Origin of the sequence: Pseudomonas sp. R1-6 (assembly GCF_051132115.1) — a bacterium.
Lineage (GTDB): Bacteria > Pseudomonadota > Gammaproteobacteria > Pseudomonadales > Pseudomonadaceae > Aquipseudomonas.
On record NZ_CP071662.1, the window covers coordinates 1,803,041 to 1,827,872 of the forward strand.

Annotated in this window: 24 protein-coding genes; 10 read left to right on the top strand and 14 right to left on the bottom strand. The window is 60.4% G+C overall.

From position 1 onward, the window contains the following. The first annotated feature begins 108 nt into the window (after positions 1 to 108). Both J3P81_RS08435 and J3P81_RS08440 read left to right on the top strand, forming a co-directional pair. A complete protein-coding gene (locus tag J3P81_RS08435) occupies positions 109 to 999 on the top strand; it encodes an ATP-binding protein (protein ID WP_434563148.1) in 891 nt (296 codons plus the stop codon). Next, on the top strand, positions 996 to 1,478 hold the full coding sequence (locus tag J3P81_RS08440) for a GAF domain-containing protein (protein WP_434563150.1): 483 nt from the start codon (positions 996 to 998) through the stop codon (positions 1,476 to 1,478). The genes J3P81_RS08435 and J3P81_RS08440 overlap by 4 nt, the downstream gene beginning before the upstream one ends. Here J3P81_RS08440 and J3P81_RS08445 read toward each other — a convergent pair whose 3' ends face one another. The 7 genes from J3P81_RS08445 to J3P81_RS08475 form a co-directional block, all read right to left on the bottom strand. Continuing rightward, positions 1,479 to 4,427 (bottom strand): HD domain-containing phosphohydrolase, encoded by a 2,949-nt coding sequence (locus tag J3P81_RS08445; RefSeq protein WP_434563152.1) that lies wholly within the window; start codon positions 4,425 to 4,427, stop codon positions 1,479 to 1,481. Positions 4,428 to 4,501: 74 nt separating this feature from the next. Further along, on the bottom strand, positions 4,502 to 8,122 hold the full coding sequence (locus tag J3P81_RS08450) for a transporter substrate-binding domain-containing protein (protein ID WP_434563154.1): 3,621 nt from the start codon (positions 8,120 to 8,122) through the stop codon (positions 4,502 to 4,504). Between the two features lie 11 nt (positions 8,123 to 8,133). After that, the gene (locus J3P81_RS08455) at positions 8,134 to 8,760 is read right to left on the bottom strand and encodes a response regulator (RefSeq protein ID WP_420764782.1); all 627 of its coding nucleotides are present in this window, start codon (positions 8,758 to 8,760) and stop codon (positions 8,134 to 8,136) included. Positions 8,761 to 9,105: 345 nt separating this feature from the next. Then, on the bottom strand, positions 9,106 to 10,434 hold the full coding sequence (locus tag J3P81_RS08460; protein WP_434563156.1) for a deoxyguanosinetriphosphate triphosphohydrolase: 1,329 nt from the start codon (positions 10,432 to 10,434) through the stop codon (positions 9,106 to 9,108). Between the two features lie 150 nt (positions 10,435 to 10,584). Further along, positions 10,585 to 10,920, bottom strand: coding sequence for a hypothetical protein (locus tag J3P81_RS08465; RefSeq protein ID WP_434563158.1), 336 nt, complete (start codon positions 10,918 to 10,920; stop codon positions 10,585 to 10,587). Beyond that, a complete protein-coding gene (locus J3P81_RS08470) occupies positions 10,917 to 11,306 on the bottom strand; it encodes a phage holin family protein (protein ID WP_434563160.1) in 390 nt (129 codons plus the stop codon). The genes J3P81_RS08465 and J3P81_RS08470 overlap by 4 nt, the downstream gene beginning before the upstream one ends. Positions 11,307 to 11,308: 2 nt before the next feature. Then, the gene (locus J3P81_RS08475; RefSeq protein ID WP_420764778.1) at positions 11,309 to 11,623 is read right to left on the bottom strand and encodes a DUF883 family protein; all 315 of its coding nucleotides are present in this window, start codon (positions 11,621 to 11,623) and stop codon (positions 11,309 to 11,311) included. Positions 11,624 to 11,963: 340 nt separating this feature from the next. On the opposite strand from J3P81_RS08475, the gene J3P81_RS08480 reads away from it, so the two are divergent. Beyond that, on the top strand, positions 11,964 to 13,172 hold the full coding sequence (locus J3P81_RS08480) for an ammonium transporter (RefSeq protein ID WP_434563162.1): 1,209 nt from the start codon (positions 11,964 to 11,966) through the stop codon (positions 13,170 to 13,172). A gap of 7 nt (positions 13,173 to 13,179) precedes the next feature. Here J3P81_RS08480 and J3P81_RS08485 read toward each other — a convergent pair whose 3' ends face one another. Continuing rightward, positions 13,180 to 14,892, bottom strand: coding sequence for a cation:proton antiporter (locus J3P81_RS08485; RefSeq protein ID WP_434563164.1), 1,713 nt, complete (start codon positions 14,890 to 14,892; stop codon positions 13,180 to 13,182). Between the two features lie 191 nt (positions 14,893 to 15,083). Here J3P81_RS08485 and J3P81_RS08490 point away from each other — a divergent pair, with 191 nt between their 5' ends. From J3P81_RS08490 to J3P81_RS08500, 3 genes are all read left to right on the top strand, one after another. Beyond that, the gene (locus J3P81_RS08490) at positions 15,084 to 15,323 is read left to right on the top strand and encodes a glutaredoxin family protein (RefSeq protein WP_420764775.1); all 240 of its coding nucleotides are present in this window, start codon (positions 15,084 to 15,086) and stop codon (positions 15,321 to 15,323) included. A gap of 90 nt (positions 15,324 to 15,413) precedes the next feature. Beyond that, positions 15,414 to 15,734, top strand: coding sequence for a transcriptional regulator (locus J3P81_RS08495; RefSeq protein ID WP_434563166.1), 321 nt, complete (start codon positions 15,414 to 15,416; stop codon positions 15,732 to 15,734). 73 nt (positions 15,735 to 15,807) lie between these two features. Then, entirely contained in the window at positions 15,808 to 16,698 is an 891-nt protein-coding gene (locus J3P81_RS08500) for a pseudouridine synthase (RefSeq protein WP_434563168.1), read from the top strand. 82 nt (positions 16,699 to 16,780) lie between these two features. On the opposite strand, the gene J3P81_RS08505 is transcribed toward J3P81_RS08500, so the two are convergent. Continuing rightward, complete coding sequence (locus tag J3P81_RS08505) at positions 16,781 to 17,002, bottom strand: YgdI/YgdR family lipoprotein (protein WP_039588986.1); 222 nt, start codon at positions 17,000 to 17,002, stop codon at positions 16,781 to 16,783. A 75-nt stretch (positions 17,003 to 17,077) separates the two neighbouring features. Continuing rightward, positions 17,078 to 17,680, bottom strand: a complete 603-nt coding sequence (gene mobA, locus J3P81_RS08510; protein WP_420764772.1) for a molybdenum cofactor guanylyltransferase MobA — start codon at positions 17,678 to 17,680, stop codon at positions 17,078 to 17,080. Between the two features lie 78 nt (positions 17,681 to 17,758). Here mobA and moaB point away from each other — a divergent pair, with 78 nt between their 5' ends. Together moaB and J3P81_RS08520 are read left to right on the top strand one after the other, a co-directional pair. After that, entirely contained in the window at positions 17,759 to 18,298 is a 540-nt protein-coding gene (gene moaB / locus J3P81_RS08515) for a molybdenum cofactor biosynthesis protein B (protein ID WP_420764771.1), read from the top strand. Positions 18,299 to 18,320: 22 nt separating this feature from the next. After that, positions 18,321 to 19,508: a molybdopterin molybdotransferase MoeA gene (locus J3P81_RS08520; protein ID WP_420764839.1), complete on the top strand. Its 1,188-nt coding sequence runs from the start codon at positions 18,321 to 18,323 to the stop codon at positions 19,506 to 19,508. A 60-nt stretch (positions 19,509 to 19,568) separates the two neighbouring features. On the opposite strand, the gene J3P81_RS08525 is transcribed toward J3P81_RS08520, so the two are convergent. Next, positions 19,569 to 19,877: a hypothetical protein gene (locus J3P81_RS08525; protein ID WP_434563170.1), complete on the bottom strand. Its 309-nt coding sequence runs from the start codon at positions 19,875 to 19,877 to the stop codon at positions 19,569 to 19,571. Positions 19,878 to 20,225: 348 nt separating this feature from the next. Here J3P81_RS08525 and yegS point away from each other — a divergent pair, with 348 nt between their 5' ends. After that, complete coding sequence (gene yegS, locus J3P81_RS08530) at positions 20,226 to 21,143, top strand: lipid kinase YegS (RefSeq protein WP_420764769.1); 918 nt, start codon at positions 20,226 to 20,228, stop codon at positions 21,141 to 21,143. Here yegS and J3P81_RS08535 read toward each other — a convergent pair. The 3 genes from J3P81_RS08535 to J3P81_RS08545 form a co-directional block, all read right to left on the bottom strand. After that, positions 21,127 to 21,786: a response regulator gene (locus tag J3P81_RS08535; protein WP_420764768.1), complete on the bottom strand. Its 660-nt coding sequence runs from the start codon at positions 21,784 to 21,786 to the stop codon at positions 21,127 to 21,129. The genes yegS and J3P81_RS08535 overlap by 17 nt on opposite strands. Continuing rightward, positions 21,783 to 22,676 (bottom strand): sensor histidine kinase, encoded by an 894-nt coding sequence (locus tag J3P81_RS08540; RefSeq protein WP_434564091.1) that lies wholly within the window; start codon positions 22,674 to 22,676, stop codon positions 21,783 to 21,785. Before J3P81_RS08540 ends, J3P81_RS08535 begins: the two co-directional genes overlap by 4 nt. Before the next feature lie 225 nt (positions 22,677 to 22,901). After that, complete coding sequence (locus J3P81_RS08545) at positions 22,902 to 23,369, bottom strand: hypothetical protein (RefSeq protein ID WP_420764767.1); 468 nt, start codon at positions 23,367 to 23,369, stop codon at positions 22,902 to 22,904. A gap of 482 nt (positions 23,370 to 23,851) precedes the next feature. Between J3P81_RS08545 and J3P81_RS08550 the strand changes: the two genes are divergently transcribed. After that, the gene (locus tag J3P81_RS08550; RefSeq protein WP_434563172.1) at positions 23,852 to 24,775 is read left to right on the top strand and encodes a chemotaxis protein CheV; all 924 of its coding nucleotides are present in this window, start codon (positions 23,852 to 23,854) and stop codon (positions 24,773 to 24,775) included. Positions 24,776 to 24,832 lie beyond the last annotated feature (57 nt).

Sequence of the window (24,832 nt, forward strand, 5' to 3'; positions counted from 1 at the left end):
TGAATATCGGTGCGGCCGGTATGTAGTGTGTGAAACAGACCCGCCATCGGCTTCGTCGTTTCGTCGCTGTAGCGTCATCATTACCGTGAACCTGTCCGAGGAGAAGACGTGGACGCCCGATTGATTGCTTTTCTTGAACGCGCCGATGCGGTGCTGACCCGTATCGAGCCCTTTTTGCCTGCGCCACGGCCCGCCATCGACTGGAACCAGACCCTGGCCGCCCGTTGGCAGCGCGACGGGCGCGGCGGTTTTCTCCTGCCGCTCCAGGTCAGCCTCGATATGCGCTTGTCGGACCTGATCGGCGTTGATCGCCAGGTCGAACAGTTGGGGCGCAACACCCGGCAGTTCATCGATGGCATGCCTGCCAACCACGCCTTGCTGTGGGGCTCGCGCGGCACGGGCAAGTCTTCGCTGGTACGTGCGTTGCTGGCCGAACATGCTGGCCAGGGCCTGCGCTTGATCGAGATCGAACGCGATCATCTGGCCGATCTGCCTCGGGTGGTCGAGCAAGTGGCGAAATTGCCCCAGCGCTTCGTGGTGTTCTGCGATGACTTGTCGTTCGAGTCCGGCGAAGGTGACTACCGCGTACTCAAGAGCGTGCTCGACGGATCCCTCGAACAGGCCCCGGACAACGTGCTGCTGTATGCCACCTCGAACCGTCGTCATCTGGTGCCGGAAAAGGAAAGCGACAACGAAAACTGGAAGCGGGTCGACGGCGAGCTTCATCCGAGCGAAGCCGTGGAGGACAAGATTGCCTTGTCTGACCGTTTCGGGCTTTGGCTGTCGTTTTATCCGTTCACCCAAGAGCATTTTCTCGACGTGGTGGAGCATTGGATCGGCGAGCTCGCGGCGAAGGCCGGGCTGGCCTGGCAGCGTGACGAGGCGCTGGAAATACAAGCGGTTCGCTGGGCGACCGGACGCGGCAATCGCAACGGACGTTGCGCCTATCAATTTGCCCGTTATTGGGTGGGCCTGAAATTGCTGGAGCAAGATGCATGATCGATTTGAAAAGCACTGGCGAAGGCCTCGAAGGCTATGGCTTGTTATCGGCACAGTTGCAATCGCTGCTGGCGGATGAGCGCGATTTCATCGCCAACGCCGCTCAGTTCTCGGCGTTCCTGTTCAGTCAGCTGGACGACCTCAACTGGGCCGGTTTTTACCTCAATCGCAACGATGAGCTGGTGCTGGGGCCGTTCCAGGGGCAGATCGCTTGTGTAAGGATTCCCTTCGGTCGCGGCGTGTGTGGCGCCGCTGCGGCGACCCGCCAGACCCAGCGCGTCGAGGACGTGCATGCGTTCCCCGGGCATATCGCCTGCGACAGCGCCTCGAACAGCGAGTTGGTGGTGCCGCTGGTCAAGGACGGGCGCCTGGTCGGCGTGCTGGACCTGGACAGTCCCAAACTGGCGCGCTTCAGCGAGCATGACCAGGCCGGTATCGAACAGTTGGCGGCGATATTCCTGCGCCTGACCGATTGCTGATCATGCTTTCAATCCAGCCCTGAGCAATAGGTCGCCCGGGTCGACTTCATCGATCTGGAGCGGGTCGAGAAACGCCTCGGCGTAGCGCAGGTAGATTCTTTCTTCGATGAACAGCCCGAACAGCTCGGGATCGATATGGGCGTCACGGCACATGGTGGCCATGATGCCCAGGGCTTCGCTCAGCTTCTTGGCTTTTTTATAGGGGCGATCGGCCGCGGTCAGGGCTTCGAATATATCGGCAATCGCCATCATTCGAGCCGGCAGGCTCATCTGCTCACGCTTCAATCGCTTGGGGTAGCCGGTGCCGTCCATTTTCTCGTGGTGGCCGCCGGCAATTTCCGCAACATTTTCCAGGTGGCTGGGGAAGGGCAACTGGCTGAGCATCAGGATGGTCTGGACCATGTGGTGGTTGATCACGTAACGCTCTTCGCGGGTCAGCGTGCCACGCGTGATGCTGAGGTTGTAGAGCTCGCCGCGGTTGTATTTCCAGGTCGGCACATCGAGCTGGAAACCCCAGGGATTGTCCTCTGGAATCAACTCGGCCTCGTGCCGCTCGAACAGATGCTCGGGTTTGTCCATCAACAAGGGTTCATTCACGGGCAATGTCGGCTTGGGCGTGCGCACCTGGCGGCGGTTTTCTTCCCAGGAAACCCCCAGGCGATCGTCCAGGGTCCGGGTCCACGTGCGGCGGGCGATGGTTTTCAAGCGTTGCAGGTCGGCATCGGCCATGGCTTCGGAGCCCAGGTTGCAGCGTGCGACAAAGGTGAAGTCATCGTCGAGGGCGGCCAGTGTCGCGTCGCGTTGCTCTGCCAGGGATGAGGGTTCGCCTCCGGTTGCCAGCGCCTGCCAGTAGTCGACCCAGGCGTCACGCTTGAGGACTTCGAAGCGGGTACGGATCTCGTGGATACGGTCGTTCAGGGTTTCCAGCTTGGTGGCTTTGTCCACCACGTATTCGGGCGTGGTCACCTTGCCACAGTCGTGTAGCCAGGCCGCAATGTGCAGCGCCTCCCATTCGTCTTCGGTCGGGCGGTAGCTTTCGAACGCCGGCGCCGGGCTGGCGGCGGCGGCCCGGGCGAGCATCAGCGTCAGGGCCGGTACTCGCTGGCAATGGCCGCCGGTGTAGGGACTTTTTGCATCGATCGCGCCGGCCAGCAATTGGATGAACGAGTCCAGCAATTGTTTTTGCCTGGCTTGCAGGCGCTGGCTTTCGATGCTCACCGTCGCGGTGCCGGACACGGCCTGCAGGAAGGCGATGCGATCCGGCTGGAGCTTTTCCAGGTCCGCTTCGGTGCCGGTGTCGGTGATCAGCAGAACCAGCGCGCCAACGGTTTCCTGGTGACGATTGCACAGGCGGATGCCGATCAGGTGTACCCGTGGCGCGTCCAGCGCAAGCAGGACACTGCGCAAATCGCCCGCCTGTTCGAAACCCAGGGACGATACAAGGGTTTGCGCGACGGCCAGCTCGCGAAGCCATTGGGGATTGTCCGCAGCGTCCAGTGAGTAACCTCGCAGGGCGAAGGTTTGCGGGTCCCGAGGGGAACCGTCGATGACCAGTCCGCAGGGCTTGATGTGCTCGCCATCGTTTTCGCGCAGGTAGATCAGGCCAGCCTGGGCCTGGCCAATTTTCACGGTCTCGAACAACACTCGCTCCAGTAGCGGGGCGAAGCGGGTTTCGGCGCGCAGGCTGGCGGTGATTTCGAAAAAGCTCGCCAGGGTTTCCTTCATGCGGGCCATTGAAACGCCCAGTTGGTCAACCTCCAACACGGGGGAGCGACGGGACACCGGGTAATGGAAATTGAAACTGCGGATGGCATCGGCCTCTTGCACCAGGGCCCGCAATGGCTTGACCAAAATCCTGGAGGTCAGCCAGCCCAAGGGCAGGCACAGCAGCAAGGTGGCGAGGGTGATCAGTGCGCCTTGCCAGCGCATGCGATAGGCGCCGGCGAGCAGCTCGTCTTCCGGAACCAGCAACGCCAGTTCCAGGCCCTTCGGCCCGCCTTCCTGCATGTGGCTGCGAGAAACGATCCACTCGCGTCCCGCCGCCTCCAGGCGCGGCGTATCAGTGTCGTTGTCGAGCGCGGCGGCAATGGCCGGGTGCAAGTCGCGCGCCTTGATCAGGCGTGCCGACTGGCTGTCGGTCACCAGCCGGCCGCTGTCGGGATAACCCACTGCGTTGCCTTGCAGATCAGCCAGGACAATCTCGGTACTGGCGGTTACTTTGTGCTTGGCCAGCGTCTGGGAGAGGGCGGCCAGGGTGAGGTCTGCGCCGATGACGGCCTGATCGCCACTGCGGCGGGCGAGGGTCGTGCCGATGTTGCGGCTGGAAAAAAACACGTAGGGTTCGGTGGTGATTTGTTCGGAGGTGTCCATTGCGCTGCGAAACCAGCCGCGGCTGCGCGGATCGAAGGTCTCGCCAGAGTTGTCGCGGCGACCGATGAGCGCCAGGGCCTGATCGTAGAACAATGATTGGGAGAGCACCTGGCCGTCGTCAGCCGTGCGCTCGATGGTCCAGACCTCGTAGCGCGCGGCAGCCGGTGCCTTGATCGGCGTCTTCGAGGCCTCGGAGCCCAAAGGCCGGACCATCAGGAAATTGCCGTCGCGATCGCCCAGGTACAGCGATGCCAGGTTCGGGTTGTCCCGCAGTGCCTGGGTGAAGGGGGCGAGGAGCGTCAGTCGCTGGGCCATCCCCGGTTCGCGCGTCGCCGGGTAGTGGGCCAGCAGGCCCAGCAGATGGCGGATCGGTTCATAGGTGTCGTACAGGTCCAGGCGCACGTCCTGTTCGATTCGATTGAACAGCTGTTCGCTGCCAGACAGGATGATCTGGGTGGTTTGTCGATAGTTGAAGACGCCCAGCACCACACCGGTCAGCAACAAGAGCAGCGTGAACATCACACTGATATGGACGTGCAGGGGAAACCGGCGTTTTTGCGGACGCGGTGCGCTGGGCATTTCCATCACTCCAAGTGTTGGGGGAGATCGCCCCCGGCTACGCACTGCTGAGCGAACAGCATAGTAAACACCGGTTATTTTGCCTTGGCGATCTCTGTTTCCAGGGCCTGCTCCAGTTCGCTCATCGCCCGGCCCAGGGCATGCGTGCATTCATCGATGCGTTCCGGCGCGAGCCCTTGTTGGCAGGCCTGCTCCAGTGTCTCGCACAGCTGGATCAATGAAGTCGCCTGCACGATACGGGCGACGCCTTTTATCTTGTGTGCGGTCTCGGTGATCGCCTGTGGGTTTGCCCCTCGGGCGACGTCGAGTAGCTCCTGGCGGTCTGCGCGATTGCTGCTGAGCAGTTCCGCCAGCAGACGCTGGATGGAGACAGGGTCGCCGCCAGTCAGCATCTGCAGGCTTTGAACGTTGAAAGCGTGGGCGCGGCCGCCGGGTTTGATCGTGCTCATCCACTGATGCAGGGCGCTCAGGCTGATGGGCTTGAAGAGGCAGTCGTCCATGCCCGCCTCCTTGCAGCGTTGTTTTTCCTCGGGTTGTGCATTGGCGGTGAACCCGAGGATGGTGCAGGGCGGCCGCCGTTGTTCGGCCTCGTGTCGACGGATTGCTCCGGCGAGCTCGTAGCCGCTCATGACCGGCATGTTGCAGTCGGCGATGACCAGGTCGAAATTCCCCTCCTGCCAGGCCTTGAATCCCTGTTCGCCGTCATGGCTGACATGGTGGTGATGACCCAGGTAGTCCAGTTGTTGAGACATCAACAGGCGATTGGCCGAATGATCGTCCACGACCAGGACGTTCAGCGCGCAGGCGGCTGTTTCAACGACAGGCGCGACGGGGGCGCGAGCCTTTGCGTCGGGCAGGATGGCCAAGGGCAGGCAAACCCGGACCTGGGTTCCTGCGCCCGGTTGGCTGTTCATGTGCAGTTCACCGCCCATGACCTGGCACAGGTGGCGGCTGATCACCAGGCCCAGCCCAGCGCCCTTGCGGGCCATCCGGTTGCCATTGTCGACCTGGGCAAACGGCTCGAACAGGCGTTGCAGGTCGGCGGGGCTGATGCCGATGCCACTGTCGCGCACGTCCAGTTGCATTCGAAGGGAGTCTTCCCCGATTGCGCGGGACAGCCTCACGCTGACATTCACTTCACCTTGCTCGGTGAACTTCAGGGCGTTGCTGATGAGGTTCGAAATCACCTGCTTGAATCGCAACGGGTCCATCAGCACGTCCGGGTTACCCTCGGTTGGCTCGAATCGCAACGACAACGCCAGGTTTTTCTGCCGGGCCAGTCCTTCGAAAACCCGCATGACCGATTGCACCAGCGCCTTGAGGTCGACCCGTTCGGGTGCAAGGCCCAGGTGGCCGGATTCGATACGGGCAATGTCGAGGATATCGCCGATCAGGTCGAGCATGCCGGAAGCCGACTCGTATGCGACTTCAATCGCCGCGCGGTCCATCTGGCCCTTGTCGGCATGCTTGAGCGCCAATTCGAGCATGCCGATCACGGCATTCATGGGGGTGCGGATCTCATGGCTCATTGTGGCCAGGAACGTGCTCTTGGCCCGGTTGGCGTCGTCGGCCTGTTCCTTGGCGGCTCGCAGATCCTCGACAAGCTGTCGCCGTTCGCTGATATCGATCCAACCGCCGATGATCCCTTGCACCTGGGCCGCGGAGTTACGGTAAGGCAGTATCCAGTGATAGATCGTCAGCTTGCGGTCACCGATGTGCAGGGGCCGATCGATGATCTGTGCGGTGCCCTGGGCCATGACGCGTCGATAATCGGCCTGGTACTCCAGCGCTTCGAAGGCGTTGCTCATGGCCCCGGGCATGATGTCCTTGCCGATCACGTCTTCGCGTCTTGCGTCGAACGTCTCCAGGTAGCTGTCGTTGCAGCTTTGCAGGACCCCGTCCCGGTCTCTTACATAAATGGGGTGGGGCGTGCCGTTGAGCAGGGCGTGCATGAACTCGAGCTGGTCATTGAGGGCCAGTTCCGCCCGCTGGCGTTGGCGGATCTGCCGTTGCATATAGGCGTTCCAGGCCAGTGAGAGCAACAGCAAAAGGCCGGCCCCCGCTACGACCTGGAGAAACAGGCGGTTGTAGGTGCGCCATGTGCTTTCCGCGGCCGGGATATAGCCGCGCCAACGGTTGTCGATCACGCCCAGTTCATCGGGGTCGATGCTGGTCAGGGCTTTATCGAGGATGGCGCTCAGCTCCGTCGCGTTCCTGGCCGTGGCCAGGGAGAACATGGCGTCGCGGGTGCCGACGGTGCTGCTGATCTGCAGCTTGCCCTGCAGCGTATGGGACGCCAGGAAATAGTTGGCCATGACCAGCGCGTTCACGCTGCCGTCGACTTGCCCCTCGGCGAGCGACTGGGCGGCATGCTGCGAATCGACGGTTTCGATAATTCGCAGGTCTGGATACTGGCTGCGTAGCCATTCGATGATGGGGTTGCCTTTGGTAACGGCCAGGCTCCGCGCGCCGAACTGGTCCAGCGTCGCCGGTGTGTCGGATTGCTTGCGCGTAAGCAATACAAACGAGCTGTCCATGTAGGGACGGCTGAATTTCAGCGATTTCTGTCGTTCGCTGCCAGGCAGCAACGCGGCGATCACGTCGGCTTTGCCGCCGAGGACCGCGGCGATCATTTCGTCATCGTCCTGATAACGCTGGATATCCAGGCGCAAGCCGCTGCGCAGGCGGATCAGTTCCAGCAGGTCGGCGCTGATGCCGTGGAAATCCCCGTCTGGGTCGAAAAAAGTAAAGGGCGCGAATCTTTCGTTCACCGCCACCCGGACCACCGGGTGCCGAGCCAGCCAGTCCTGTTCGCGGTCGGTCAGCTGGATTTTATGCTCGGCGAGGTACAGGTCGCTGCCTGCCCTCCAGCGCTTGGCGATTGTCGCTTGTTCGGCGATGGGAATCTGGTTGAGCGTGGTATTGACGATGTCCAACAGGCGGGTGTCGTCCTCCCGGAGCGCGAAGCCGAACCCGTGTGCCTCGTGTTTGGCAAAGCTGGCCATGCGGATGTTGTTCAAGTACCCCTTGCTGATCATGTAGTGGGTGGAGATGGCGTCGCCAAGAAAGACATCGGCCTGGCCGAAGGCAACGGCATTGATCGCGTTCTGGTAGGAGGGATACGTGTTGATGCGGGCCGTGGGGTATAGCTGTTTGACTTCCTCCAACGGCAGGTAGTGATAGACCATGCTGAGCCGCAGCCCTTTGAGGTCTTCGTTCAGCGGGCGGCTTTCATTCGTCCGGGTGACCAGCACCGGTTGATCGACAGCGTAGTGTGCCGAAAGAGCGACGCCTGAATTCTGCGCTTCGAACCCGTTGGCAGTGCCGAGCAGGTCGATTTCTCCGGCCTTGAGCGCGGCGATGGCGGCTTCCCGCGAATCGAACCGCAGTACGGTCATTGGCAGGCCGGTCGCCTTGGCGATGACTCCGGCATAATCGGCGGTCATGCCTTCGTAGTCGCGGCCACTGCTGGAAAGGTCAAAAGGCGGATAATCCGGGGCGGAGGTTCCCAGGATCAGTTCGCGACGTTCCTTGAGCCAGGCGCGCTGGGTATCGTCGAGCCTGATCTCGATATGATCCGCGGCCGCGCGACTCAGCAGCGAGTAGGCCTGAGGCACATTCGTTGTCGCCAGGAGGAGCCCTGCATGGAGTCCTGCGGCTAACAACAAAAAGTAGCGGCTTATGCATTTGAGCATTCTGTTGTTTCTCACACCAGTGCGTTGCGTTTTGCCATTTCGATAAGGTCGACGAGGGACTTCACCTTGAGTTTTTGCATGAGTCGTTTTTTATAAGTGCTGACAGTTTTATTGCTAAGGAACATGCCTTTGGCTATTTCCTTGTTGGTCCGACCTTGGGCAAAAAGTTGCAATACCATCAACTCCCGGTCGTTGACACTTTTGAACAGGTCCAACTCGAAACTGCGTGGGTCATCTGGACGAACAGGGTTAAGTGCCTGGCTGGGGAAATAGTTGTAGCCGGATAATACGGCTTTGATCGCGCTGACCAGTTCACTGAGATCTTCCTGTTTACAGACATAGCCGGAAGCCCCGGATTGCATGCAGCGAATGCCAAACAGCGTTGGCGATTGCGCCGTCAGGACCAACGTCTTGAGGGGCGTGGTCATGGCGTTGAAGCGCGAAAGAATTTCCAGCCCGTCAAGTTTCGGAATGCTGATGTCGAGGATGACCAGGTCCGGCATGCATTCACGCACCATTTGCATCGCGTCGACGCCATTGTCAGTTTCTCCGACGACTTTATAGCCTTCATGCTCCAGCAGCATTCGGACAGCGAGGCGGATGACCGGATGATCGTCGACAATGAAAACGGAGTTCATGAATAAAGTCCCCTAGAGCTCTTATAAAGCGCGCACCTTAGCCCAGTTAAGGCTAACTCGTGCGGGGAGACCGGCATGCACGATCAATTTCAGAAGTTTCCTACAAAAAAAGAAGCGGGATACCACGACGTATTTAGGGCGGCAGGTAGGCAAGTGGAGCGAGGAGGGCATGTTTTACATTTTATTGAATATAAAACCGCGCTTTTAATAGTTGGGGAAAAGAAACTGTGCCGTTATTTCCCAGCGGCAGAAAATGACGAGCTGACAACCGGAAGGCTCCAGGCGCAGGCTGCAAAGCGAGCGCCAGGTCGCGTTTCCCTACCGATCGCCGGCTGCAATCGCCTGCTATTGGCGAGTGCGGCCGGTCATCTCCTGTGCCATGTCGCTTGCATAGCTGTCAGTCATGCCGGCGATGAAGTCGATCATCCGCAGGAAGGCGCTGTGAAGTGAACCTTGAGGATCGGGCGCGTTATTGCCCAGCAAGTCGAGAATCCGGCGATTCTTGAACGACGGCGTACGGCCACCGTGTTGTTCGAGGGCTGCGCCGCAGAAACCGTTGAGCAGGATCTCCAGCGTGGTGTAGGCGCCGATTTCGTTCAGGGTCTTTCGTTTGTCCTGGAAAATTTTCTTGCGGGCCATGTCCTTGGCGTTTAATACGCAACGCTTGGCAGGGCCGTGCATGTGTTCCACCAAATCGCCTTGCAGCGTGCCAGCGAGCAACGCCTCCTGCTGCTCGACGAATGCTCGTGCGGCCGCGTTGGTCAGGTGCTCGATGGCCTTGCCTCGCAGGATCGCCAGCTTTCGCCGTCGCGAATCCAGCGGCCCGAGTTGACGGTACGTCTCTGGCAGATCATCACCCACCAGGTCCAGGAGCAGCGATTCCACCTGCGGATACTCCAGCAGGTCCATCTCGACGCCGTCCTCCAGGTCGATGAGCGCATAGCAGATGTCATCCGCGGCTTCCATCAGGTAGACCAGCGGATGCCTTGCCCAGCGCTCATCCTCGATTTGCGGGAGGCCGAGTTTATGGGCGATTTGCTCCAGCAACGGCAGTTCGCTCTGGTAGCAGCCAAACTTGTGCTTCTTGTAGCCCAGGGAATCGGCGTGGCGAGCCGTCCAGGGATACTTCAGGTACGTGCCGAGGGTCGCATAGGTCAGGCGGGTGCCGCCGTCGAACTGGTGGTATTCGAGCTGCGTAAGGACGCGGAAGCCCTGGGCATTGCCTTCGAAGTTGAGAAAATCGTTGCGCTCGGCCTCGCTCATTGCGTCAAGCCAGCCCCGTCCCGCCGCCTGTTGGAACCAGTAGCGGATGGCGTCCTCGCCCGAATGGCCGAACGGTGGATTGCCGATGTCATGGGCCAGGCAGGCCGACTGCACCACCATGCCCAGATCACTGGGCTCACACCAGTCGGGCAGGGCGCCGCGGATGGTTTCCCCTACGCGCATACCCAGGGAGCGACCGACGCAACTGACTTCCAGCGAATGGGTCAGGCGCGTGTGGATATGGTCGTTGCTGGAAACCGGATGCACCTGCGTCTTGCGCCCGAGGCGGCGAAAGGCACCGGAAAAGATAATGCGGTCGTGGTCTTTGTGGAATGGACTGCGGCCCAGCTCTTCCGGGCTGTGCAGCGGTTTTCCCAGGCGTTCGCGCGTCAGCAGGGTGTGCCAATCCAAAGCCGGTTGCTCCGTTTGATGAGTCGAAGTCCTAGCTTCCCGGTTCGAGCGCCGTCCTGCAAGGGCTCAGGACCCCGATCAGTTGTGCCCGAGTGTTGCTGCGTCGACGGTCGAACAGGGCTCTTCGATGGAAGAGCCCGTCGATTCGCCTCAAGGCTTGCGCGCACTCTTGGCCAGTTTGATCAGCGGAAGCACGGCGGTCGCCAGTCGGATCAGGCGCGACAAACCACCGGAGCGGCCACTGCGGGTTCGCTTGCCACCGAGAAAGCCGAGCAGGCTCACCGCGGCGACGCCCCAAAGCGAGGCGTGCTTGAGGCCGAACCCTTCGTTCCAGCTGTGGGTGAATCCGCGTACCCGTTGCAACGGGTGCAGCAATTGTCGCGTTTCCTGACGAATTTCCTGGCGATGCATCTCCATGCGCAGGCGCACCAGTGCCTTGCGCATTTCCTGCCGCGTACGGGCTTGAGGAGCATTAGGGCGACTCATGGCAACAGGCGCTCCCGGTCGTTGGCGAGTTCTTCGAGAGTGGCGTGGAAAGGCGAGGACTCATCAAAAATCGCTGCCTTGAGCCGAAGCCCGCAGAACAGCGCCGCCAGCAGGTAGAACAGACACAGGCCGATGATGCCCGCCAACCGATAGGTATCCCACACCAGGATCAATACCAGAGCCGACAGCCCCACCAGTAACAGCAGGCCGAAAACCAATGCCAGCCCCGCGAATAACAACAGGCTGACGGTGCGAGCCTTTTGTTCCTGCAGTTCAATACCGAACAACTCGACGTGGCTGTGCAGCAATCCAAGGAATGCCGCGCCCAGGCGACGCGCTGTTGGTTTAGTGCCCGTTTCGGGCGATCCGGATTCGTCGATGCCCATGATCAGCGCCGTGTCGCCAACAATCCGATCAAAAAGCCTACGCCCGCCGCGATGCCGACCGATTGCCAGGGATTGGCCTGTACATATTCTTCGGTAGCGATCATGGCTGCCTGGCCGCGCTCACGCACTGAATCTTCGGTCAACTTAAGGGTTTCGCGGGCGCGCAGCAGTGTTTCGTGGATCTGGCCACGCAGTTCGTCCGCCTGGTCGCCTGCCAGCGTGGCGGTGTGATCCAGCAATCGTTCGGTGTCTTTGACCAGCGTCTGAAAATCATCCATCAACGTTTCTTGAGCAGTCTTTGCCTGGGTTCTGGCCATGGGGGTGGATCTCCGTAAGTGACGTCTGAAGCGTTCGAGTATGAGCCCAACCGGAAGGTTCAGTGAAACTGACTGGTACAACTTTTGCTCCGCCCTTTGCCATGTGCTGGTGCGCCGAGGTGTGCCGGTGCGCTGAAGCTGGGCGAAAGCCCGAAAACCTTAACCCAAATAATCAAAACCGGCGAAGCACCTCCAAGCGGGGCGTCATGTTGTCGCGTTTCATGCACCAAAGCGGTTCGGCTGCCCACCTATGGTCGGTCGTTCGGTCTCAACTTGGTGCATGACCGGCTGGGATGAACCATCACGGTGCTTTTTCAACTTCTTCAGGTCTGCCAATACCATGGAAAATCTGCAAAGTGCTGTGGACGGTCTGGTCCATAGCTCCAACACGCTGTTCATCCTGCTCGGCGCGGTCATGGTCCTGGCCATGCATGCCGGGTTCGCGTTTCTGGAAGTAGGAACGGTCCGGCAGAAGAATCAGGTGAACGCGCTGTCGAAAATCCTCAGCGATTTCGCGGTATCGACGCTGGCCTATTTCTTCATTGGTTATTGGATTTCCTACGGCGTGACTTTCCTGCAACCGGCGGCAGTTCTCAGTGCCGACCACGGCTACAGTTTGGTGAAGTTTTTCTTCTTGTTGACGTTCGCCGCCGCGATCCCGGCGATTATCTCTGGCGGGATAGCCGAGCGTGCCCGGTTCGTCCCGCAGTTATGCGCCACGGTGCTGATCGTGGCGTTCGTCTATCCGTTTTTCGAAGGTCTGGTCTGGAATGGCAATTTCGGTTTCCAGGCTTGGCTGCAAGCGCACTTTGGTGCCAGCTTCCATGACTTTGCCGGCTCCGTGGTGGTGCACGCCATGGGCGGCTGGCTGGCACTGGCCGCGGTGCTCCTGCTCGGACCGCGAAACGGGCGTTACCGGGACGGTCGTCTGGTGGCCTTCGCGCCTTCGAGCATTCCGTTCCTGGCACTGGGGTCGTGGATTCTCATCGTCGGCTGGTTCGGCTTCAACGTGATGAGCGCCCAGACCTTGCCCGGCGTGAGTGGGTTGGTGGCGGTCAACTCGTTGATGGCGATGGTCGGTGGGACCGTGACGGCGCTGGTCGTTGGGCGCAACGACCCCGGTTTCCTGCACAACGGCCCGCTGGCCGGATTGGTGGCGGTCTGCGCCGGCTCCGACCTGATGCATCCGATGGGTGCCCTGGTGACCGGCGCAATTGCTGGCGGTCTGTTCGTCTGGTGTTTTACCGCGGCCCAGGGCAAGTGGAAAATCGACGATGTGCTGGGCGTCTGGCCCCTGCATGGGCTGTGCGGCGTCTGGGGCGGTATCGCCTGCGGGATTTTCGGCCAGGACGCCTTGGGTGGCTTGGGCGGGGTAAGCCTCGCCAGCCAGTTCGTCGGCACCGCCCTCGGCGTGTTGATCGCCCTGGTCGGTGGTTTCGCGGTCTACGGTGTGATCAAGGCGGTGCTGGGCTTGCGGCTGACTCAGGAAGAAGAGTACTACGGGGCCGACTTGTCCATTCACAAGATCGGAGCGGTCAGTCAGGACTGAGCCTGTGCTACGGCTCCTTGTCCTGATTGCCGGGATAGAAGCCATGGAGCAAGCCATAGCGCTCGTGACGGACTTGATCCACATGGTGCCGCACCCGCTGTTCGGGCAGCCCGAGCATGATCAGCGCATGGGAGGCCAGCATCAGGCTCGATTCCAGCAGCTCTGGAACCACCTCGGTGGCTCCGGCTGCCTGCAACTCGGCCAGTTGGCTGTCGTCCCGGGTGCGCACGAGGATGGGCACTTGCGGGTTGACCCGCCGGGCCTCCCTCAGCACGGTCATCGCAATGTCCGTCTTGTCGACTGCAATGACCAGCAGCCTTGCGCGACCCAGTCCTACGGCGGCCAGCAGGTCGGCTCTGCGTGAGTCTCCGTAATGCACGCATCGTTCGCCGACGGACGCTTCACGAATGATGACCGGGTCATCATCCAGGGCCACGAACGCCAAGCCCTCCCGGCGCAGAAAGCGCCCGATCGATTGTCCTACCCGGCCATACCCGCAGATGATTACGTGACTCGACAAGTCGGCATTGAGAGCGCTGATCTGGTCCAGTTGCGCCTCTTCGTTGGGTTTGCGGTGCAGCCGCGCGGCCAGGCCGGGTGCGGCGCGCAGCAACAGCGGCGTCAACAGCATCGAGCAGAAGGTGGCGGCCAATAGCAGGCCGCCGATATCCCCTGGCATGAGTCGGTTCTGTTGCATCAGCGCCATCAGCGCGAAACAGAATTCACCGCCCTGGGCCAGGGCGAGGCCGCTGCGCCAGGCGGTTTCGCCGTCGCTGCCGCGCCACTTCACCAGGGCGGCCACGACGCTGCCCTTGATGAGCATCAGAGCGAGGGTCAGCCCGAGGATCAACAGGCCATCGTCGACAAACAATTGCAGGTCAATCAGCATGCCAATGCTGACGAAGAACAGCCCCAGCAAGATGTCGCGGAACGGTCGGATATCGGCCTCGATCTGGTGCCGGTAGTGGCTCTCTCCCAGCAGCATGCCGGCCAGGAATGCTCCCAGGGCGGGGGAGAGGCCGAGCAGGTGCGTAAGCCATGCCGTCAACAACACGATCACCAGGGCCAGCAGCACGAACAGTTCGGCGGACCGGGAGGCTGCCACCTCATGGAACAGCCGTGGCAGCAATAGTCGGCTGGCCAGCAACAGGCCGCCAAACAGCACCAGGGTCTTGCCCAGAGTCAACGGCAACGCCCAATACCACGGGTGTTCGCTGCTGCCGGCAAATACCGGCACCAGGGTCAGGAGCAACACGGCGACGACGTCCTGGAACAGCAACACGCCTATGGCGTTCTGGCCGTGGCTGGTGAAGATTTCCCCCAGGCTGGTCAGTTCCTTGCTGACAATGGCGGTAGACGACAAGGCCAGCCCGGCTCCAAGCAACACGGCCGCCGTCATCGGCACACCACTGCTTGCCAGCAGCACGCCCAATAGCAACCCAGAAGCCAGGACCTGGAGGCTGCCAAGTCCAAACACTACCCGACGCAGCTCGAGCATTTTCGATAACGAGAATTCCAGCCCCAAGGAAAACAACAGGAAAACCACCCCAAGCTCAGCCAGGTCCGGCAGCTCTTCGCTGTCGTTGACCCAGTCCAGCGCAGTGGGCCCGACGGCCAGGCCCACGCACAGGTAACCGAGTACCGGCGGCAGGCGCAGTCGCCTAAACAGGGCGATGACCACCAGGGACGAGGCAAGGATGATCAGCAGGTTGGCGTACAAGAGACACTCCGTTTCAGGGCTTGCTGGATCCAGCGTAGAACAGCAAAAAACTTGAGCATCACTGGAAAGTCATTTCAGCACAGTGATTTGCATCAGCGTTTTACCGACATAATCTGCGGCATTTTAGCCGGCTCGACGGTTGCGTGAGGTGGGCCTAGAATGGCGAACTGTCTTTTTTGGGTCTACCTGCCATGCTTCCTGAATGCCAGCTGTTCGGCACCCTGGGTTGCCATCTGTGTGAAGTCGCCGAGAGCGTGCTGATGCCTTTCGTCGAATATGGATTGTTGGTGGAGTTGGTGGATATCGCCGAAAGCGAGGCCTTATCCGAAGCCTACGGGCTGCGCATTCCAGTGCTGCGCAGGGTTGATACAGGCGCCGAACTGGACTGGCCCTTCGACGATCCAGACCGGGTTGCCGCATTTTTACGTTGAACCTTCCATCGGCTGGGTCCCTACGTCGCGATTGGCGAAAAGACGTTCTTCGGTTACTGTATGTCCATACAGTTATCTGGAGTGGGTCCCTTGGTCAATGTCGAACAACTGAAAAACAGCGTGAACTGGATGTCCGTGGACGTTGTGCGCGAGGCGGTCCTGGAATTGCGTCTGGACGGGCTGGTGACCGAAGGCAAGACGCCCTTCAATAAACTTCACTTCAACACATGTTTTGCCGAGATCGAGGCGCTGTTCCAGCGCGCCGGCTACCACAAGCAGCTGGATGTGGTGGGTTATCAGGGGCTGTTGTATGCGCTGTACGATCCGGGGCGCTGGGAGGCGGTCGAGGTGCTGCGCTGGCTTAAGGAATTCACCGAGGCCGCGACGAGGCCGGCGCCAATCCTTGCATGAGGCAATCATTGCTGGGCTGGCTCGTGTGACTGTCGGATAATGCCTAGTCCGCAACAGGCTGAAGAATTTTTTAATGTCCGGTCCATCGTTTTCCGCAGCTCAGCATCAGGCCAGCACGCTTTACCTGCCGCCCGGCCCCTGGCAGACGGTATTGGATTGCCTGTGCGATCGCTTCAGGGCGATCAGCCGCGAGCAGTGGCTCGATCGCATCGCTCGAGGCCGGGTGCTGGACGCCGAGGGCAAGGCAATCCGCGCCGACCTGCCATACCGGGAAGGCTTGCGCGTCCATTACTTTCGGGAAGTACCGGACGAAAAGCCGATCCCGGTGATGGAGTCGATTCTGTATGTCGATGAACATCTGGTCGTGGCGGACAAACCACATTTCCTGCCGGTCACCCCAGCGGGCGAGTACGTTGAGCAGACCTTGTTGCGACGGCTGATTCATCGCCTGGACAATCCCCATCTGGTGCCTTTGCACCGCATCGATCGGCACACCGCCGGGCTGGTGTTGTTTTCAGCCAATCCGGACACCCGCTCGTGTTATCAAGCCTTGTTTCCAACGCGACGGATTGAAAAATTCTACCAAGCCATCGCTCCCGCATTGCCCGGATTGACGTTTCCCCGCGTACACAAAAGCCGGATGGTCGATGGCGAACCCTTTTTTCGCATGCAGGAGGGGGCGGGCGAGCCCAACACCGAAACGGCCATGGAAGTGCTTGAAAAAAACGGTGACCTATGGCGCTACGGCCTGTATCCGGTCACCGGGAAAAAACACCAGCTACGGGTCCATATGAACGCCTTGGGCGCGCCTATCTGTAACGATCCGTTCTATCCGGACGTGGTGCGAGACGCGGTGGATGATTTTGCCAATCCGCTCAAGCTGCTGGCTCGAGGTGTGCGTTTCATCGATCCGCTTACGGGGCAGGAACGGGACTTTGAAAGTCGGATTTCGTTGGGGTGGTAGCGAGCCGACGGTTCGAGCAGGCAACAAAAAAGCCCGCAATAACCATTGCGGGCTTTTCTTTATCTGGCTTCGACGCTGAGGATCACAGGTCTTTAACGGTACGAACCTGATCCTTGTTCACGCGAGTCTGCTTGCCGTCCAATTGTTCGAATTCGTAGAAGCCGCTGTCTTCATCATAATGTGGCGTGTCGACGGCCTGGATTTCGCGACCGTCATTCAAGGTAATCACTGTTGGCGATGCGCACCCGGCGAGAGTGGCGAGGCCCAGCGCGAGCATGAAAGTAGCGAGGGTCCGTTGAGTCATGGTGTTTCTCCGAAAGGATTTCTTCAAGTTACTGACCTTCAGACGTATACATCGCGAGCAAGTTCCTGGCTAGTGTCAATCTGACACGCCTTTGTGCTGGGCAAGGAGTTCCGGCGTATTGAGATTGGCCAGCCGGGGATCGTCGGCAGGGCATTGCAATGGGACCGCGTGCAACGTGCGCATGATCCGGCCGGGGCTGCGTTCGCCTTCTTTCCATGCCTGTTCGAAGTCATTGGCCAAGGCTCGCGGGATGACGCACAACAGCGGCTCCCAATGTTCGCCATGACGAACCATCAATGGCTTGTCCGGGTGTCGGCTTGCCGTTTCCCGCATGCCTTCGAGCAGGCTGGTGTCGATTCGCGGCACGTCGCATGGCAACACCAACAGATACGGATGGCGTGCCGCCCTCAGGCCCGCCCGTATGCCTGCCAGCGGGCCGGGGAAATCACCCTCGTCATCATGCACCAACTGATCGGCGTACGCGGCGTAACGCTCCCGGTTGCGGTTGCAGGAAATGATCAAGTCATCGCTCATGGCCCGGGTCTGCCGATGCAGATGAGCAATCAATGGGCTGCCTTGCCACTCCAGCAGCCCTTTATCCTGTCCGCCCATCCGTTGCCCGCGTCCGCCCGCCAGGAGCAGGATGGAGCAGGGCGGCAGGGGATTGTTCAAGGTCATGAGGTGTCTCCACACGGACGAAAAAATCGGGCGCTGTGATATAACACCAGGCTGTTTCCCCTACAACTGGACGAGCCTATGAAACCCAAGGCTGATGTACCTTTCGTACCGCTCAATATCGCGGTGCTGACTGTCAGCGATACCCGTACCCTGGAAACCGACACGTCGGGCCAGGTCTTCGTCGACCGGCTCTCGGAAGCCGGGCACAATCTCGCGGCCCGGGTGCTGCTCAAAGATGATCTGTACAAGATCCGCGCGCAAGTCGCCGCCTGGATTGCCGACGAGGTGGTGCAGGTGGTGCTGATCACCGGGGGGACCGGCTTTACCGGCCGCGACAGTACTCCAGAGGCCGTTGCGTGTCTGTTGGACAAGCAGGTCGACGGTTTCGGTGAGTTGTTCCGGCAGATATCCGTGGCGGACATTGGCACCTCCACCGTTCAATCCCGGGCACTGGCCGGGCTGGCCAACGGGACGCTAGTGTGCTGCTTGCCGGGCTCCACCAATGCGGTGCGCACCGGATGGGACGGCATACTGGCCGAGCAACTGGATGCGCGGCACCGGCCGTGTAACTTCGTAGCCCATTTGAAACAGGCGGCCCCTTGTGAATCCCGTGGGTAAACCGGGCAAGACCGGTGCCTTGATGGCCGTCGAAGTCGCGCTGGAGCGCTTGCTCCAGAGCGCGGCGGCTTCGCCAATCGTCGAGCGTGAGCGGGTTTCACTGGCGCAAGCGCAGGGGCGGATCCTCGCCGAAGATCTGGTGGCGACGCTCGACCTGCCGCCTTGGCCCAACAGTGCCATGGACGGCTACGCGTTACGCCTGGCCGATTGGCGCGGCGAGCCACTGGTGGTCAGCCAGCGGATTTTCGCCGGGCAGGCTCCGGAGCCCCTGGTCGCGGGAACCTGCGCGCGGATCTTCACCGGCGCGCCGATTCCGGTCGGCGCCGATTGCGTCGAGATGCAGGAAAACGTCGAGCTTGAGGATGACCAGCGGGTGCGGTTCATCCAGCCCCTGGCGATCGGGCAGAATATCCGCCCTCAAGGGCAGGAAACGACCGTCGGCGAACGGGTGCTTTGTGCCGGCACCCGCCTGGGCCCGATTGAGCTTGGGCTGGCGGCCTCCCTGGGATGTGCATCGTTGGAAGTCGTGCGCAGGGTGCGCGTTGCGGTCCTGTCCACGGGCGATGAATTGGTGGAGCCTGGCCAGCCCCTTGGGCCGGGCCAGATCTACAACAGCAATCGCGTGTTGCTCTGTGGTTGGCTGCAACGCCTGGGATGCGAGGTTATCGATGCAGGTATCCTGCCCGATGACCTGCCCACTACCCGCAAATGCCTGGCCCAACTGTCGGATGTCGACCTGATCCTGTCGACTGGCGGTGTATCGGTGGGGGAGGCTGACTTCCTGGGCATCGCCCTTCGTGAGGAAGGCGAGCTGACGCTGTGGAAACTTGCCATCAAGCCGGGAAAACCCCTGACATTTGGGCATTTTCGCGACGTGCCGGTCATAGGCCTGCCCGGGAACCCTGCTTCGACGCTGGTGACCTTCGCGTTGTTGGCTCGGCCTTATCTGTTGCGACGCCAGGGCGTTCAGTCAGTGGCGCCCCTCAAGTTCAAGGTGCCGGCCGGTTTCGCCTGGCCGAAGGCTGGCAGCCGGCGCGAATACTTGCGAGGCCGCATCGAAAATGGTCGAGCAATCATCTATCGCAACCAGAGTTCGGGAGTCCTGCGCAGCGCAGCTTGGGCCGACGGACTGGTCGAGGTCCTCGAAGAGCGGACGTTGGTCGAAGGCGATGAAGTGGGCTTCATTCCTTTGAGCGAGGTGCTGGGTTAGTCCTGCATCGCATTCATTGGTGACGGCCTGAGCTGGGCTCGGGCCGTTGCGGTTTTGCCTTCATCGCGACAGTAGCATCACCAGTTGATCGAAACGGCTGTTCGCGACCCACCCCAGCAGGCCGACCACCACCGCCGCCGCGCCTGCCAGATAGGCAAGTCGGTGGCGAACCGCCTTGACGTCGGTACGAATTTCATCCATGTCCCTGCGGATGTACTTGAGGTGGGTTTCCAGTTCAACGACGCGCGGTTCCAAATCAATTCCTCCAGCGGGATTACTGCAACTTTTGCCTTCGTTTTTGGCGTCGGCCCGCTCGCTCCCGAAGGATACGAAGTGGCGGGGCGACACCTTGCATTCATGGCTGCGCATAGGACGTTCCTTCCCTGTGGCCATGATTAATCGAGCGATTCAGCGGGCCTCTACGGGCCGTGACATATCCATCCATGGGTGACACATCCTTGTCTAAATGATCGTTTGCCGGTTAAACGCAACAGAATGCCAAGGTGTCTCAATATGCCCAGGGGGTCAATTGAGCTGATTCGCCACGTCTTGTAAGAAAATTCTTTGAATAAGAAAAAGCCATGGGAAGGCTGTCCCCACCTTCGTGGCATCGGCCCGAACGCCATGCTTTTTCATATAAATTGAGGGAAGCTGGGCTTTTTCCAGTGAATGAGCGGTCCCATTTCCTGAACCTTCTTTCCAATGACGGAGACAACAATGAGCAAAGGCAAGGCGCTATTGATCCTGCATGGCAAGCAAGCGCTCAACGAAGAGGTTCGCGCCGCAGTGATGCTCAAGCGCAAACAGGGTTGGGACCTCGCGGTCCGGTTGACTTGGGAAGCTGGTGATGCCCGGCGATGTGTGGAGGAAGCACTGGCGGCCGGTTATACCCAGTTGATTGCCGGTGGCGGCGACGGGACCTTGCGCGATATTGCCGAGGCCATTGCCCAGCACTCTGGCGATGCCAGCCTGGTATTGCTGCCGCTGGGCACGGCCAACGATTTTTCCCGGGCCGCCGGTGTCCCGCTGGAGCCGGAGCGGGCCCTGGACTTGCTGGAGGTTGAGCCTCGGGCGGTCGATCTGGGTGAGGTCGGCGGGCGGATTTTCCTTAACATGGCCACGGGCGGCTTCGGTAGCCAGGTAACAGCGAACACCTCGGAAGACTTGAAGAAAATTCTCGGCGGGGCCGCCTATCTATTTACCGGCCTTTCAAGGTTCGGTGAGCTGAGTGCAGCCTATGGCGAACTGCAAGGGCCTGGTTTCCAATGGCGCGGCGATCTGCTGGCGCTGGGGATAGGCAATGGCCGGCAGGCCGGCGGGGGGCACATGTTGTGTCCGGAGGCGTTGGCAGATGACGGGCTGCTTGATATCAGTATCCTGCCGGCGCCGCAGGAGGTGGTGAGCACGCTGAAGGACCTGCTGGCCGGTGGCCTGGGTATCGACAACATGTTCGTGCGGGCACGCTTGCCCTGGGTGGAAATCAAGGTAGCCCAGGGACTGGATATCAATCTGGATGGCGAACCACTACAGGTCGATGACCTGCGTTTTACCTTGCGTCCCAAGGCACTGCGGGTGCATCTGCCGGTGGACTCGCCGCTATTGGGATCCCCCGGATTGCTCAATCGTCCAGGCTGATGATCTGCTCGCGCACCGCAAACAGCACCAGGCCCGCCACGTCATGGATCTGAAGGCGTTTCATGATCTGGGCGCGGTGGGTTTCCACGGTCTTGATGCTCAGGCTCAAGCCGTTGGCGATTTCCCGGGTGGACTTGCCACGCACGATCAGCCGCAGGATCTCCAGCTGACGCGCCGTCAGGTTATGGGTCGGGGCAGGATGGGGCGGCTGTTTCTGCACCCGGGTCAGTGCCTGGTTGATCACGGTATGGGCGATGGCCGGGCTCAGGTAGCGTTCGTTGTTGCGCAGCGCTTCCAGGGCGTGCTCCAGCTCGGTGGGAGTGGCGTCCTTGAGCAGATAGCCATGGGCTCCGGACTCCAGCGCCTGCATGATCACCTCTGGGTCGGTGTGCATGGACAGGATCAACACCTTGCTCTGGGGGCGGACCTGCTTGAGCTGTTGCAAGGCTTGCAGGCCGCTGGTGTCTTTCATGGAAATATCCAGCAGCACGATATCGGGGTTCAGCCGTTCTACCAGCTCCAACAGTTGGGCGCCGTCATTGGCTTCGCCGACCACGGCGTAGCCAGGCAGGTCGAGGACCAGGGCGCGCACACCGGCCCTGATCAGCGAATGGTCATCTACCAGAAGCAAATTACAAGTCAATGGAGAACCTTATTCTTGCTGGCCCGTTCCAGGGTGCGAGGCGCCCAGGGAAAGCGAGCTTCGATATGCGTGCCTTTGCCGGCCTCGCTGGTTACCTTGAGAGCGCCGCCCAGTTGTTCGACCCGTTCCGACATGCCGGCCATGCCGCGTTGCCCTTCGCGGGCGGGATGGATGGCGGGGACAAAGCCCCGGCCGTCGTCGCTGATGAGCAGCGTCAGCCCTTCGGGCAGTCGTTGCAGGCGTACCAGCAGGTTTTTTGCCTGGGCGTGGCGCAGGATGTTGGTGACCGCTTCCTGTGTGATCCGAAAAGCCGCCACTGTCATTTCTTCCGGGATACCCGTCATGCGTTGCTGGCAATCCAGGCTCCAGTTTACGGGGGTATTAGCCAGGGTCTTGAGCAGATGCGCGCGCAGGCTGGCTTCGAGTCCCAGGCTGGTCAGTTGCCTTGGATTGAGGATCGCCGACACGTCGCGCACCTTGTTCAACGTTTCTTCCAGCGTCTCGCTGAGCACGGAGCATTGGCCTTGCAGCTCTTGCGGCATGCGACGCTTGAGCCATTCGCTCTGCAGTTTTGCCGCTGTCAGCAATTGGCCAATGTCGTCGTGCAGTTCGCGACTGAGGCGATGGCGCTCGTTTTCCTGGACCTCAAGCAGCCGGTCAGCGAGTTCCTGCGGCTGGAATTTGATGGATTTTCGTGACAACCGATACTGGATCCAGACACAGGCAAGGGCTGCGACATTCAGTACCAGCAAGCTCAACGGCACCGTGAGGGCCGACAGGTAAGCCAACAGACAACCGAGGGTCGAGCAGATGCACAGCAACAGCGTGAACCGGCGGGCGTTTTCTCGGGAAGGTGGCCAGGAAATGAATGACTTGAAGCTGGCGTACATAGCGGATGGAGCCAATGGGTGTTCGCTGCGGGCAAGCCGGTCAGCGCATCTGACGGGCCGGGTCGGGTAAACGTTTCAGGTCGGGGATTGCTTCAGTTGGCGGCGGCTGGTTGAAGCGAACGACGCGAGACATAGTACCACTTCAAATATCGTTGGTCGCGCTCGGCTTGGCGGCCCGAAAGCTCCGTGCGCCGGGCACATGGCACCAGGCAGCGAGAGGCAGCTTCATGCTTGTTTCTGGGCGTAGGGCACCAATGCCAGCGGGCGCGGTGGTTGTAACGCCTGACAAGGGCTCTGACCCACCTGGAAGGCGAAGGCTTCGATCAGCGACGTCTGTTCGCTGTTGTCCAGGCCCAGTTTACCGGTGGTGTGGTCGACCAGCTCCAGCTGCCAGGCCATGAGCGTGAAACAATCCTTGAGCGCGACCAGGGCCTGCTCATGCAGTTCCATGTCCTGCGCATGGCTGAGCAAGCCATGGATATGCAGTGAAAACTCCGAAACGGCCTCCAGCGCCAGCGCATCGGCCTTGTTTGCCAGCTTCAGCAGCGTGCTGAGCATGCAATCAATGGCGTCTTTATCGTTGCTGATCAATTGCAGGTGGCTCAGGCATTCCTCTGACTTGGCCAAGAGGGTCTCGGCTTCGACCAGGAACTCAGGAAGGCGCTGGCTCCAATTCTTGCGATCGTTCGGCATGCTTATCTCCACAACATCATGTCAGGCGAAAAGTAAATCGCGCGTGGCGAACGGTTGGATCTCATGGCCGACAACGAACCAATACGCCCGGCGCGCCCATGCGATCCGGCAAAGGGCTGCTGTTCGCAAACGATTGCACGGGCGGGATCGGCCGAAAGGCTTGAGGTTCGGTGTCCTGCGATGGCGCACAAAAGCCTGACTCCGTTCAGCAATGAGAATGGCGTCACATTAATGGCTATTGGATAGCGCGAATATCAGGTTGGACCTGATTGTGCCTAGGGGAATCCCTTAGGCAGGGGAACTTCGTGCGCAAACCGGAGTCGCGCAGCGAAAAAATAACGGATGAAAACGGAACGCCAGTAAACCATGATGTTAATGTGACATCAATCCCCGAGGGGAGTATTTCGTGTCGGGGTCAAGATCCGGCCCCGGCAGCCGATAAGCCTTTACAAGATTCATCCGAACAAGCCCAGGAGTCATCGATGGCCGGCATTCTCGACACAGTAGATCAGCGAACCCAACTGGTGGGTGAGAATCGCCTGGAAATTCTCATGTTTCGCCTGGCAGGGCGGCAATTGTTTGCCATTAACGTGTTCAAGGTCCAGGAAGTGTTGCAACTGCCGAAGCTGACCTTGATGCCCCAGCGCCATCCTTTCGTCTGCGGCGTGGTTAACCTGCGGGGCCAGACGTTGCCAGTCATTGATCTGTCCCAGGCCATCGGCATGCGTCCGCTCGTGCCCGGGCCGAACAGCACCATCATCGTCACCGAGTACAACCGCTCGGTCCAGGCGTTCCTGGTGGGGGGCGTGGACCGCATCGTCAACATGAACTGGGAAGCCATCCTGCCACCGCCGACCAGCGCCGGCCGCGAGCATTACCTGACGGCCATCAGCAAGGTGGAAGATCAGTTGGTGGAAATCATCGACGTGGAGAAGGTCCTGGCGGAGATCGTCCCCTACAACGCCAAGGTTTCCCGAGACAAACTCGAAGACCCGGTGCTGGAGCGCGCCCGTGGTCGCGAAGTCTTGCTGGTGGACGATTCCAACGTAGCGCTCTCCCAGTTGCGCGATACCCTGGGCCAGTTGGGCGTGAAGATGCACATCGCCAGCGACGGCTTGAAGGCGTTGAACATGCTCAAGGCCTGGGCTGATTCCGGCGAGGTGATGACTGACAAGTTGCTGATGATCTTCACCGACGCGGAAATGCCAGAGATGGACGGCTATCGCCTGACCACCGAAATCCGTAACGACCCGCGGCTGCGTGGGCTCTATGTGGTGCTGCACACCTCGCTGTCCGGTAGCTTCAACGACTCGATGGTCAAGAAGGTCGGCTGTGACAATTTCCTCTCCAAATTCCAGCCGGACAAGCTCGTTGATGTAGTACGCCAACGGTTGATGCTCGACTGAAGCCAATCCGGGTTTGTTTCATCGACCGGCTCGTATAAGGTTGCGTTTTTTCGCCAC